The 13,738-nt window shown below is 40.5% G+C and carries 10 protein-coding genes; 7 read left to right on the forward strand and 3 right to left on the reverse strand.

Annotated elements, in window-relative coordinates; translation table 11 throughout:
• Window positions 1-19 precede the first annotated feature (19 nt).
• Window positions 20-418: a methylmalonyl-CoA epimerase gene (mce, locus tag ACFQZX_RS11215; RefSeq protein ID WP_377115133.1), complete on the reverse strand. Its 399-nt coding sequence runs from the start codon at window positions 416-418 to the stop codon at window positions 20-22.
• Window positions 419-520: 102 nt separating this feature from the next.
• Between mce and ACFQZX_RS11220 the strand changes: the two genes are divergently transcribed.
• From ACFQZX_RS11220 to ACFQZX_RS11240, 5 genes are all read left to right on the forward strand, one after another.
• Window positions 521-1,732, forward strand: coding sequence for an IscS subfamily cysteine desulfurase (locus tag ACFQZX_RS11220; RefSeq protein ID WP_377115136.1), 1,212 nt, complete (start codon window positions 521-523; stop codon window positions 1,730-1,732).
• 117 nt (window positions 1,733-1,849) lie between these two features.
• Window positions 1,850-2,263: a Fe-S cluster assembly scaffold IscU gene (iscU, locus tag ACFQZX_RS11225; RefSeq protein WP_095704488.1), complete on the forward strand. Its 414-nt coding sequence runs from the start codon at window positions 1,850-1,852 to the stop codon at window positions 2,261-2,263.
• 88 nt (window positions 2,264-2,351) lie between these two features.
• Window positions 2,352-2,678 (forward strand): HesB/IscA family protein, encoded by a 327-nt coding sequence (locus ACFQZX_RS11230; protein ID WP_377115139.1) that lies wholly within the window; start codon window positions 2,352-2,354, stop codon window positions 2,676-2,678.
• 64 nt (window positions 2,679-2,742) lie between these two features.
• Window positions 2,743-3,192 (forward strand): flavodoxin family protein, encoded by a 450-nt coding sequence (locus tag ACFQZX_RS11235; protein ID WP_377115141.1) that lies wholly within the window; start codon window positions 2,743-2,745, stop codon window positions 3,190-3,192.
• A gap of 106 nt (window positions 3,193-3,298) precedes the next feature.
• Window positions 3,299-5,473 (forward strand): glutamine synthetase III family protein, encoded by a 2,175-nt coding sequence (locus tag ACFQZX_RS11240; protein WP_377115143.1) that lies wholly within the window; start codon window positions 3,299-3,301, stop codon window positions 5,471-5,473.
• Between the two features lie 42 nt (window positions 5,474-5,515).
• Here ACFQZX_RS11240 and ACFQZX_RS11245 read toward each other — a convergent pair whose 3' ends face one another.
• Window positions 5,516-7,294 carry a chloride channel protein gene (locus ACFQZX_RS11245; RefSeq protein ID WP_377115145.1) on the reverse strand — a complete coding sequence of 593 codons (1,779 nt, stop codon included), beginning with the start codon at window positions 7,292-7,294 and terminating at the stop codon, window positions 5,516-5,518.
• Window positions 7,295-7,363: 69 nt separating this feature from the next.
• On the opposite strand from ACFQZX_RS11245, the gene ACFQZX_RS11250 reads away from it, so the two are divergent.
• Window positions 7,364-8,545 carry an AIR synthase related protein gene (locus tag ACFQZX_RS11250; RefSeq protein ID WP_377115148.1) on the forward strand — a complete coding sequence of 394 codons (1,182 nt, stop codon included), beginning with the start codon at window positions 7,364-7,366 and terminating at the stop codon, window positions 8,543-8,545.
• A gap of 72 nt (window positions 8,546-8,617) precedes the next feature.
• On the opposite strand, the gene ACFQZX_RS11255 is transcribed toward ACFQZX_RS11250, so the two are convergent.
• Entirely contained in the window at window positions 8,618-11,905 is a 3,288-nt protein-coding gene (locus ACFQZX_RS11255) for a TonB-dependent receptor (RefSeq protein WP_377115151.1), read from the reverse strand.
• Window positions 11,906-12,260: 355 nt separating this feature from the next.
• Here ACFQZX_RS11255 and lpdA point away from each other — a divergent pair, with 355 nt between their 5' ends.
• Window positions 12,261-13,649 (forward strand): dihydrolipoyl dehydrogenase, encoded by a 1,389-nt coding sequence (gene lpdA / locus ACFQZX_RS11260; RefSeq protein ID WP_377115153.1) that lies wholly within the window; start codon window positions 12,261-12,263, stop codon window positions 13,647-13,649.
• Window positions 13,650-13,738: the final 89 nt, after the last annotated feature.

Consider the following 13,738-nt stretch of genomic DNA (forward strand, 5'->3'; position numbering starts at 1 on the left):
ACGATGCGGCCTTTCTTATTTACATAGACTGACAAAGCTCTATTAATACACTGTTTGTACTTTTAGGATGTACAAAACAAACCAGCTTATTATCGGCACCAGGCTTGGGAGTATCATTTAGCAAAACAAATCCCTCATCTTTCAATCGCTGCATTTCTGCCTCAATATCATCCACATCAAATGCTATATGATGGATACCCTCACCACGCTTTGCAATAAATTTAGCTATGGGGCTATTATCAATCATCGCTTCAAGCAGCTCTATTTTATTAGGACCATTTTGCAAAAAAGCGGTTTTTACCCCTTCGGATGCTACTTCTTCAATTTTGTAGACCGGTGTATTCAGTAATTTCTGATAGATATCGGCCGCCGATGAGATGCTGTTTACTGCAATGCCTATATGCTCTATCTTGTTCATGTCCAAATATTGTAAATAAATGGCATGTTAACGCAATTTATAGCGGGTAAAAGATGCAAAAGTAAAACTTTACGTATATTTGTATGGTTAAATTTTTAATACATGAACATCCCAATTTATTTAGATAACAACGCAACTACTCCGATGGACCCAAGGGTGCTGGATGCTATGCTGCCTTACTTTACCAATAAATTTGGTAATGCGGCAAGCCGTAACCACGCATTTGGATGGGTTGCCGAAGAAGGCGTTGATTATGCACGTGAGCAGGTGGCAAAATTGATTGGCGCAAGCGAGAAAGAGATCATCTTCACATCGGGCGCTACCGAGTCTGACAACCTTGCTATCAAAGGTGTTTTTGAAATGTATAAAGAAAAGGGTAACCATATTATAACGGCCGTTACCGAACATAAAGCCGTTTTGGATGCCTGCAAGCACGTTGAAAAACTTGGCGGCAAAGTCACCTACCTGCCTGTTAAGGCAGACGGGCTTATTGACCTTACTGTATTAGAAGCCGCTATGACACCTCAAACCATCCTGGTATCTATCATGTATGGTAACAATGAGATAGGTGTTATACAACCTGTAAAAGAAATTTCTGCTATTGCCCACAAGCATGGTGCATTATTCATGACAGATGCTACACAAGCAGTTGGTAAAATACCTGTTGATGTTAATGCAGACGGTATAGACCTGCTGGCAATGTCTGCCCACAAATTATATGGCCCTAAAGGTGTTGGTGCTTTATACGTACGCCGTAAAGGCCCTCGTGTTAAAGTTACTGCCCAAATGGACGGTGGCGGTCACGAGCGTGGTATGCGATCAGGTACTTTAAACGTTCCGGGTATTGTAGGTTTAGGTAAAGCCTGCGAAATTGCCGGTCAGGAAATGGAAAGCGAAGCATTACGCCTTTCAACACTGCGCGATAAGCTTGAAAAATCATTAACTGTACTTGAAGAAAGCTATGTTAATGGTAATGTTGAGCACCGTTTACCGCATGTAGCAAATATTTCATTTAAATATGTAGAAGGTGAAGGTTTGATGATGGCCATGAAAGATCTGGCCGTATCATCTGGCTCAGCCTGTACATCAGCGTCTCTTGAACCTTCTTATGTTTTAAAAAGCTTAGGTTTGAGTGATGATCTGGCACACTCTTCGATACGTTTTGGTTTAGGCCGCTTTACTACCGAAGAAGAAGTTGATTACGCAATTGAGGTTACTACAAAGGCCGTAAACCACCTGCGAGAACTTTCACCGCTATGGGAAATGTTCAAAGAAGGTATCGACCTTAACTCAATTGAGTGGGCTGAACATTAATAAATATATAATATGCAGATGCGCGAATGTGCAGATGCTTTAAAATTTGAAGTTAAATTTAATTATTAAAAGTTTAAGTCGTTTTGACTTTTTACTTTTGACTTAATACTTAAGAAAATGGCTTATTCAGATAAAGTAATTGATCATTATACTAACCCCCGCAACGTGGGTACATTAGATAAAAGCAGTCATAAGGTTGGTACCGGCCTTGTAGGTGCTCCTGAATGCGGTGACGTTATGCGCCTGCAAATTCAGGTTGATGATAACAACATCATCACCGATGCTAAATTTAAAACTTTTGGCTGCGGTTCGGCTATCGCTTCTTCATCTTTGGCCACCGAGTGGCTTAAAGGTAAAAGTGTTGACGACGCGATGAAGATAGACAATATGGATATTGTTGAGGAGCTTGCTCTTCCTCCGGTTAAAATCCACTGCTCTGTATTGGCAGAAGATGCTATTAAAGCAGCCATTAACGATTACCGTGTAAAAAACGGTATGGAGCCAATAGAACTTGAAAAATCGCACCATTAATAAAGAATCAGGAATCAAGAGACAAGACTTAAGACGTAATTTGTTTCTCCGTCTTGTTTCTTGATTCTTAAATCTTGAATCTAATACTATGGTAACAGTAACTGATAAAGCAAAATCTAAAATAGAGAACCTGATGCAGGACAGCGGGCTGGATAACTCTTACTTCCTGCGTGTCAGTGTGCAGGGAGGTGGCTGTTCTGGTTTGTCATACAACCTTGATTTTGATAACGAAGAAAAAAAAGGAGATCAGTTTTTTGAAGATAAAGGTGTCCGCATGGCTTTAGACATGAAGTCGTTTCTTTACCTTGCAGGAACTGAACTTGATTTTAGCGACGGGTTGAACGGAAAAGGGTTTAACTTTCATAACCCAAATGCAACCCGCACCTGCGGCTGCGGCGAAAGTTTCTCGGTTTAGTAATATATTATTAATTGATATACAAAAAAGGTTGGCTATATTTAGTCAACCTTTTTTGTTTTGTATGGAAACAAAACCGCTTATTATACTGGGCAGCAATCGTAAAAACAGCCTTACCGAAACGATCATCCGTAAGGCATTGAACAATACCGAATTTGACATCATAGATTTGCTGGACTATACTATTGTGCATTATAATTACGATGGGCACTACCCAGCCGCTGATGAATTTGATGATATAGTTGATAAAATCTTATCTTATCAAAATATAATTTTTGCCACACCAGTGTATTGGTACAGCATGAGTGGTATAATGAAAGTTTTTTTTGATCGCCTTACCGATCTAATCACTATAAAAAAAGAACTTGGCCGGAAGCTAAAAGGTAAAACCGCCTCCATGATAGCAGTAGGAGCCGATCCGGCTATACCTGACGGCTTTGAGACCCCTTTTAAACACACAGCCGCTTATTTGGGCATTCAATATCAAGGCTGTACTTATTACGCCACTAAATAATAACCTATATACAGATATTTAATAGTGCCTACACACATTAATATGTGTAATATATCTAAGTATTTAAATGATTTTATAATTTTGGCACCAACCAATTATCTTAATTATGTTAAATACCCGTTTCCAGGCGTTGCAGGCCGTTCTTACTCGTGAGATACCTGATATAAAACTTCCTTCTTCAAAAATTTCCGACTATTTCGGTATTAATGTATTTGATAAACAAAAAATGAAGGAGTATCTGTCACAAGATGCCTATAACGTGATTATTAATTCTATTGATAATGGGGTACCCATACCACGGGATATGGCCGAACAGGTGGCCTCATCAATGAAATCGTGGGCGATGGGTAAAGGTGCAACACATTATACACATTGGTTTCAGCCTTTAACAGGCACTACTGCCGAAAAGCATGATGCTTTTTTTGAGCCTACACAGGATGGCGGTGCAATTGAACGCTTTAGTGGCGACGCACTTTCGCAACAAGAACCAGATGCATCAAGCTTCCCGAGCGGAGGTATACGCAATACTTTTGAGGCGCGTGGCTATACCGCATGGGACCCCTCTTCTCCGGCTTTCATCATAGGGCGTACACTTTGTATACCAACAGTTTTTGTATCATATACAGGTGAAGCCTTGGATTATAAGGTACCACTTTTAAAAGCGCTTAACGTATTAGATAAAGCGGCGGTTGATGTATGCCATTATTTTGATAAAAGCATTGAAAAGGTAAACGCCACATTAGGGATAGAGCAGGAATATTTTTTGGTTGATACTGCTTTATTCAATGCCCGTCCTGATCTTTCTTTAACAGGGCGTACGTTATTTGGCCATATGTCCGCTAAGAACCAACAATTGGAAGATCACTATTTCGGTTCGATCCCAAGCCGGGTTTACGCCTTTATGCAGGATATGGAAACCGAAGCGCTTCAACTTGGTATACCATTAAAAACACGTCATAACGAGGTAGCCCCATCCCAATTTGAATGTGCACCTATATATGAAGAAATAAACCTTGCCATAGATCATAACCAGCTGTTAATGGATATAATGGACCGTGTTGCAAAAAGGCACCACTTTAAGGTATTATTGCACGAAAAACCGTATGCAGGCATCAATGGTTCTGGTAAGCACAATAATTGGTCGCTGGTAACCAATACGGGCAAAAACCTGCTGTCACCAGGAAAAACACCTAAAAACAATTTGATGTTCCTGGCTTTCTTTGTCAATACCATCAAGGCCGTACATGATAACGCCGAATTACTCAGGGCATCAATAGCATCTGTGAATAATGACCATCGCCTTGGGGCGAATGAAGCACCACCAGCTATAATTTCAATATTCCTGGGCAGCCAGCTGACTGAGGTGCTGGATGAGATAGATACATCCCGTCTTAGCAAAAAAATCAAAGAGGAGAACTCGCTTTGGCAGGGTATTCCTAAAATTCCACAGATATTGAAGGATAATACCGATCGTAACCGTACATCGCCATTTGCATTTACTGGTAATAAATTTGAGTTAAGGGCGGTCGGTTCTTCGGCCAACTCTGCAAGCCCAATGACTATCCTTAACCTCATTGTAGCCGATCAGCTTAAAAAATTCAAGTATGATGTAGATAAGCTGATCCGTAAAGGCGAAAAGAAAGATGTGGCTTTAATGACTATCATCAAACGCTACATTAAAGAATCGCGCAGCATACGTTTTGAAGGGAACGGCTATAGTGAGGAGTGGGAAAAAGAAGCCGAAACCCGCGGTCTTCCTAACATCAAAACCACACCTAAAGCGCTTGATGCTTTTGTATCAGAAAAAGCTGAAATGTTGTTTTCTGAAACAGGTGTATTCACTAAAAGGGAAGCAGAGGCACGCCACGAGATACTGTTAGATAGCTTTTATAAAAAATTACAAATAGAAGCCCGTGTTATAGGTGAGCTTGTAATGAACATCATTATTCCAGCAGCCATTACTTATCAATCTAAATTAATTGAAAACGTAAAAGGGCTTAAAGAAATTGGCCTTGATAAAAGCACTTATGAGGCACAGGTGGATATCATCACCAAAATAGCCGGACATGTTAACGCCCTTAAAACCAATGTTGAGGCGATGATCAACGAGCGTAAAAAGGCTAATAAGATTGAAGGCCTGCGTGAGCGGGCAATCAGTTATGACGAGAATGTAAAGCGCTACTTTGCGCCAATACGTTACGACGCCGATAAATTGGAAACACTGGTTGACGACAGCCTGTGGCCTTTGCCTAAATTCAGAGAACTTTTGTTTATTAAATAGTAAAGCAGCCCCTATAACAGGGGCTATTTTATTTATCCTATATTATCTTGCAAATAAGTCAGCCTGATTGTGCTGATGTATAAACACCTCCCGATATTTACTTAACAATGCCGATTTGGATATAAAGCCTATAAATTTCCCATCTTTTATCACAGGCAGTTGCCAAACATCCAGGCTATCAAAAAGCTGCATAACGCTGCTTACTGGCTCATCATAATCTATCACTGCTGGTGGTGCAACCATAATTTCGGCCACTGTATGTCCTTCCTGTTCTGTATTGAACATGTGCCGTCTTATCTCATCCATCCAGATCACCCCCTTTAGTAAGCCATCTGAATTTAACACAGCAAAAATATTGGCTTTAGTTGCTGCCAATACCTCATAAAACTGGGCGATTGGCATGTCTTTAGTTATGGCCTTATAATCCTTATTAATTATGCTATCCAAAGTTATAGCGTTAAGCATACCATAATCCTGATCAGGATGAACGTTACTGTCATGTATTAAATGATCCCAATACATGTTGTGCGTACTAAAAATACGGGAAATAATGTATGACATGGCCGAGACAATCATCAGCGGGATAAACAGCACATAACCGCCAGTTATCTCAGCTATCAGGAAGATAGCTGTTAAAGGCGCGTGAAGCACACCGCTTAACGCACCCGCCATACCTACCGCAATAAAATTACTTGTATTAAGATGGATAAGACCAGTTTGGTTAACTGCAAAGGCAACAAATAAGCCCAAAAATGCTCCTGTAAACATTGTGGGCGCAAATGACCCGCCGTTACCGCCAGAGCCTATGGTAATGCCTGCCGCAATAATTTTTGTTAAGATAAGCGCAGCTATAAATAACAGCATTAACCATGGATTTGCCAACCACGGACCAAAAGGGGAATCCTCTCGCAAAACATCTATATTACCATTAAATATCTGCTGCAGGTAATGATACCCTTCACCAAAAAGCGTTGGAAAGATAATTAGTATCAACCCTAATAATAAACCACCTGCTACGGCCCTTGTATACCGGTTTTGCTTCATGAAAATCCCTTTCTCAAGCATCCCGCCTACTTTAGAGATGTAAACGGCAGTCCAGCCGCTAAGTATGCCTAAAATAATATAAAATGGTAATGCATTCATCTTCCAGCCCTCAGTAACCAAATGGAACAACTGCTGAGAATACAATACTTTAGCAACTACAACTCCTGTAGCCGATGCTATAAGCAGCGGTATAAACGTAGGGATTGTGATCTCTCCTATCAATATCTCTAACGAAAAAAGTACACCTGCTATAGGGCTGTTAAATACAGCAGCAATACCTGCCGATGTGCCCGCTGCTAATAAAACTGTTTTTTCGTAGGGGCTTAAGTTAAACAGGCGCCCCACATTTGAGCCGATTGCCGCCCCTGTACAAACAATAGGCGCCTCGAGGCCGGATGAACCACCAAACCCAACGGTGAGCGAACTGGTTACCAGGTGCGAGTATATATTGTTGTAACGAATATTTGACCGGTTTTTTTTTATGTTATACAATATACTCCCTATACCTTTTTGCATGCGGTCGCGATTGATAATATGCTGCCATGCTACAGTTAGAAATATACCCAGCGCGGGCAGAAAAACGTAGATGATATGGAATGGCAGGTGCGATGATATGTTACGGCTTACATCTTCCATAAAATGCACCAGAAATTTTAACAGTACAGCTGCTAAACCGCCGATAAAACCAACGAAAACGCTACAGTAGATCAAGAAATTACGCTGAGCATTGCGTTTTAAACGCCAGCGGGCTATTTTATAACTAAGAGACTTTAACATATATGAACGCAGAATTGGCAATGTAACAATTTTACCGCTTACAAATAGTATTAAGCAGTATATTTGCCCATGACTTCTCCGCAAAGATATGATCAGAGGGGCGTATCTGCATCAAAAGATGATGTACATAATGCCATTAAAAACATTGATAAAGGGATTTTTCCAAAGGCTTTCTGCAAAATAGTGCCCGATATATTAACCAACGATGACGAGTACTGTAATATTATGCACGCCGACGGGGCCGGTACAAAATCTTCGCTGGCATATACTTATTGGAAGGAAACCGGCGACATTTCTGTATGGCGGGGTATTGCGCAGGATGCTATTATCATGAACCTTGATGATCTGCTTTGTGTTGGCGCTACTGATAATATACTGCTTTCTTCAACCATAGGACGAAATAAAAACCTGATTCCGGGTGAAGTTATTTCGGCCATTATAAATGGCACTGAAGAAATATTATCAGAACTGCGCGATGCCGGCATAGGTATTTACTCTACCGGCGGTGAAACAGCCGATGTGGGCGACCTGGTGCGTACCATCATTGTCGACTCGACAGTTACCTGCCGCATGAAACGCGCTGATGTTATTTCAAACGACCGCATTCGCCCAGGCGATGTGATAGTTGGCCTTGCATCTTATGGGCAGGCATCCTATGAAACTGAATACAACGGCGGTATGGGTTCTAACGGACTTACATCGGCAAGGCACGATGTTTTTAATAAATCAATTGCCGAGAAATATGCCGAGAGCTACGACCCTGCCGTTCCTTTTGATCTTGTTTTTAGCGGCACTAAAAACCTTACCGACCAGATTGATATAGGCAACGGAGAAACCATTACAGCCGGCAAGCTTGTGCTTTCGCCTACACGTACTTATGCCCCTGTTATCAAGGCTGTTTTAGATAAATACCGTTCACTGATCAACGGCATGGTACATTGCAGCGGTGGCGCGCAGACAAAAGTACTGCATTTTATAGAAAACCTGCATGTTGTAAAAGATAACCTGTTCGCTATCCCACCGCTGTTTAAGCTGATACAAGAAGAATCAAACACCTCATGGGAAGAAATGTATAAAGTATTTAACATGGGCCACCGCATGGAACTGTATGTGCCGAAAGCGATTGCTGAAGACATCATTACTATCTCCAAAAGCTTTAATGTGGATGCACAGATAATAGGCTTTGTAGAGGCTGCCGATAAAAAGCAGGTAACGATATCGTCGCCTTACGGGCAGTTTATATATAGTTGATTAAATTACTTTTTTGTAAAAATGCGGAAAGCCCCCGGAAATTCCGGGGGCTTTCTTGTTATCTAGATTGGATTAGTTAAAGATATAACGGAGGCCAAACTGCATATAATAAGTAGAGTTTATGCTAACATCGTCTCTAAATGTTGTAGAAACAGGCAAACCTCTGTCAACAGCCAACCTGAAGGTAGGTACTGTTGTACCATCTGGAGTAATAGCAGATGTGTTAGTTGGAGTTAATATACCTCTTGTATTCACAAGTTTATGTAAGCCCCAATTTTTATTTAACAGGTTACCTAAATTAAAGATATCAAAGCTGAACTGGATAGTATTACGTTTGCCACCAACGTTAACAAATAAATCTTGTAAAAATTTGAAGTCAACTTGATTTCTCCAAGGCAAGCTTGCACCGTTACGTGTAGCATATTGGCCTTTATGGTTACGCAAGTAATCATCTTGGTCAACATAACGGAAGAACATGTCGCTTTGCTGCTGGGCTGTATAAGTAACAGCATTAACACCTGTTCCTACTGTTAAAGGTACAAAGGTAATTTCTGATGGATTTTTAGGTATATAAATCAAATCTGCGTTAGCGCCATCACGGTTAAAATCTGATGAATAAACATAAGAGAACCTGCCGTCAATAGAACCTTGGTAGAAGAATGTAAAAGTTGATTTAGCGTGGTTTAAGAATTCTTTAGCATATGACACTGAAGCAACAACGCGGTGGGGCGCAATATAGTTGGCATAGCTAAGCTCTTGAAAATTAGATCCATTAACAGTTTGTGTACCTTGCCAAGCAGAACCAGCTTGATCACCACTACCATCATATAATACTTTAGCCTCAGACTTTACGTATGCTAATGATGCTGAGAAGCCTCTGCTAAATTGTTTGTCTAATTTAGCAGTTACCGAATAATAGTGACCGCTCTTTCCATTATCCAATACATAAGTATTAAATTGGTTAGTGGCTGTTGGAGTAGATTGTCCAGTACTAGTAATCTTGTTAATAAATTTATCAGCAGCAGCACTCGGATAAATAGCCCTGTGATCAGGATAATTACTAACATTAAGATTTGTGGGATCAACCAGGTTAGCATTTCTCCAGAAAGCTGTTTGAAGATCTTTATTGTAAATACCTTCTAAAGTACCCACAAAGCCAAATGGTAATTTAGCATCAATCGCTAAACTGCTTTTCCAGGTTTGAGGCATTTTCAAATTTGGAGAAATAAATGTCATAGTACTTGGCAATGATGCACCAGCAGCCGGTTGAGTGGCTGGGCGGTAAGCATTCGGGTCAGGATTAAAGGGTCCGGGAACAGGATTAGAAGCAGTACCATCATTAATTTGAGTAAACTGTAATAAACCTGCGTCACTAGCTTGGTTAACAATCCATACAAATGGGAAACGGCCTGTAAAGATACCTGTACCACCGCGTAGCTGTACGCTACGATCTCCGTTAACATCCCAGTTAAAGCCAATACGAGGCGAGAACATGATTCGCTTTTTTGGCAAAGTAGCTGTGCTTAATTTTTCGTTGCCAGCAAAGGTAAGAGGAGTAATTAATGGGTGTTCAGCAAGAGTTGATGGATAAGTAGGTAATTCTAAACGTAAACCTGCAGTTACACGGAAATTATCGCTTACACGGTAATCATCCTGGCCATACAAAGAGTATTGTGCAAACTTAAAGCTTGGAAAGGCTTGCGCAAAGCCTGGTTGTAATGAATAAGTAAGCGCGTATGCAACTGGATTAGCTTTATTTAAGAAATCATCAACTGAGTTAAACCTGTAGTAGCTGGTTCCATAACGTTGAAAACCGTTTTTAGTGGTGCTGAAATCAGCCTGGAAACCCAAGGTAAAATTATTTTTACCGGCAGTCCATTTCAAATTATCTAAAAACGAATAAGTAGTTACATCGCGCAAGTTACCATAGCTAAAAAGCTCGGTACCGAATGAAGTATAAGGTTGCCCGCCTTCCATAATATCAACAAATGGGAATAACGGACCATCGGTTGTACGTGGGTCATTTTGATGAGTACGTGATGCTCTTAAAGTATTAGCAAACTTACCAAAATTTGAGTTTAACTCGGCTGATAAAGAATAAAAGTTAGCTTCCTGGTAATAGTTAGCACTGCTAAAGTTAAGTGAATTAACATCAGTACGACCAGCACCGGAAGTAAAGTTTTGAACTGCAGCTGAAGTACCGTTAACAAAGCTAGGATCGCGGCTTTCTACCTGGCTGTAACGTACATTAAATTTGTGGTTATCGTTAATGTTCCAGTCTATACGAGCCAAAAGGTTAGTTCTTTTAAATTCAAAACCATAATTTTGGTATATACCCGGATTGTAGCCATATTCAGATTGCAAAAAATCGCTGATCTGATTTAATCTTGTATCAGTTGGGCGCGCAACGTTACCACCTGTTGGATTAGCAGCAGTTGCAGCTACACGTGATTGACCTGGCCTTGTGGTTGTTTGTCTTTCAGCGTTGACAAATAAGAATAATTTGTTTTTGATGATCGGACCACCAATACGTGCTCCCCAGGTTCTATCATTTAAAGGTTGTCTTTGTAACATTGCTGGGCCAACGTTAATACCTTGTTGCTCTTGGTTCCTCCAGTAAGTGTAAACCGAACCGCTTACATTATTAGTACCAGAGCGGGTTACAGCGTTAAGTGCACTACCTACAAAGCCAGATTGAGTTACGTCATAAGGTGTAACGTTAACAGAAATCTCTTCAATCGCATCTAATGATATAGGGGAACCGCCCGCAGGTAAGTTACCGCCAATACCAAAACTGTTATTAAAATCAGAACCATCAACTGTGAAGTAGTTTTGTCTGTAATTACCACCACCAATTGATGTACCATTAGCTTGAGGTGTTAACCGGGTAAGGTCGTTAATGCTACGGGTAACACTTGGCAATGTCAGGATTTCACGTGTACCAATATTTGTGATTGCGCCGTTACGCTCACCATTTAATATAGAACGCGGGTTATTAGCCCTTACTGTAACTTCACTTAGTACCGCTGCACCTTGTGATAACGTTCCATTCAGAATAAACGCTTCACCTAATTTAAGATAAACATCCGATACTGTTTGTGGATCGTAGCCTATATAAGAAACTACAATTGTGTAAGGCCCGCCTACACGCATGTTATTAATGGTGAAACGACCATCAGCGTTCGTAGTTGTTGCGTAATTGGTACCACTTGGCTGGTGCGTAGCCTTTATGGTAGCACCTGCAAGAGTTTCCCCTTTCGCATCCTTAATTAAACCTGTCATACTACTGGTAGTTACCTGTGCAAAGGCAACAGTAGCGGTAATGACGGTTAAGAGAAATAAAAGTAAATACTTCCTCATACGTTGTTTTTTAGTTTAACCGTTTAAATGAATTAATCGTTAATGATTTAACGCCGCAAAGATAAGGGTTATAGAGATTTAGTATATTAAGTTATTGTTAATAATAATTATATATTTTTCAACATTTTATCTCTTATTTAAGCAATAATGAAAATTAGATGAACTTATAATATAAATTTTACATTTTTTGTGTCATTTTTTAAATTAAACTTGGCCACTATCAGTCATTAATCTTAAATTACCTGGGTCAATTTAAACCTTACTTACTTCTGTATTCCTTAATCCTCCGCAATTTTTCAATTCCACTGCTTTTAATTAGCTTTGGCATTCCAAATCATAAAAGGAACATAACTATATGAATTACGATTTAATTGTTATTGGTTCGGGCCCGGGCGGCTATGTTGCTGCCATCCGTGCATCGCAATTGGGTTTAAAAACCGCCATAGTTGAACGAGAGTCACTTGGGGGCATTTGCCTTAACTGGGGTTGTATCCCTACCAAAGCTTTATTAAAAAGCGCCCAGGTGTTTGAATATTTAAACCACTCTGCCGATTATGGTATAAAAACCAGTGGAGGGGAAGTTGATTTTGAAGCCGTTATTAAACGCAGCCGTGGGGTTGCCGATGGCATGAGCAAAGGTGTTCAGTTCCTGATGAAAAAGAACAAGATCGACGTTATAATGGGTACCGGCTCATTAAAAAGTAAAGGCATCGTAACAGTAAAAAATAACGACGGTACAGCTAAAGACATTACTGCTAAACACATTATAATAGCTACAGGCGGTCGCTCGCGCGAGTTACCTAACCTAAAGCAGGATGGTAAAAAGATTATTGGGTATCGCCAGGCCATGGTTCTGCCTCAACAGCCCAAATCAATGGTTGTTGTAGGTTCAGGTGCTATCGGTATTGAGTTTGCTTATTTTTATAATGCCATCGGAACAAAAGTTACCGTTGTTGAGTATCTGGATAATATTGTACCGCTTGAAGATGAAGAAGTATCAAAAGCCCTGCTGCGCTCACTGAAAAAGCAAGGCATCAACATCATGACCGGTTCAACTGTCGAGTCGGTTGATACCAATGGCGAAGGTTGCCGTGTAAATGTTAAAACTGCTACAGGTAACGAAGTACTTGAGGCCGAGATCGTACTTTCTGCAATTGGTATATCAACCAATATCGAGGGCATTGGTCTTGAACAAGTAGGCGTTAAAACCGACAAAGGAAAAGTTCTTGTAGACGATTACTATAAAACCAATGTTGAAGGCGTTTATGCCATTGGCGATATTGTTAAAGGCCAGGCGCTGGCACACGTGGCATCGGCAGAAGGCATTATCTGTGTTGAAAAGATAGCAGGCCATAACCCCGAGCCATTAAACTATAACAATATTCCTGGCTGTACTTACTGCTCGCCTGAAGTTGCTTCTGTTGGATATACCGAAAAAGCGGCCAAAGAAGCTGGTTACGAAATTAAAGTAGGTAAGTTTCCTTTCTCGGCATCGGGCAAGGCCAGTGCTGCAGGTGCAAAAGACGGTTTTGTAAAACTCATCTTCGACGCAAAATATGGCGAATTATTAGGCGCTCATATGATAGGCTATAATGTTACCGAAATGATTGCAGAAGTTGTTACTGCACGTAAACTGGAAACTACCGGGCACGAGATCATTAAATCCGTACACCCTCACCCTACCATGAGCGAGGCTGTAATGGAAGCAGCTGCTGATGCTTATGGCGAAGTAATTCACTTATAATTTAAAATTGTAACCCATAGTATAAAGGTGGCATCACATTTGTTTTAATGTTGATGCCTTTACAATAGGCCGTTCTGAAATACAGAACG

The organism is Mucilaginibacter litoreus (genome assembly GCF_042676805.1).
Classification (GTDB): Bacteria; Bacteroidota; Bacteroidia; order Sphingobacteriales; family Sphingobacteriaceae; genus Mucilaginibacter; species Mucilaginibacter litoreus.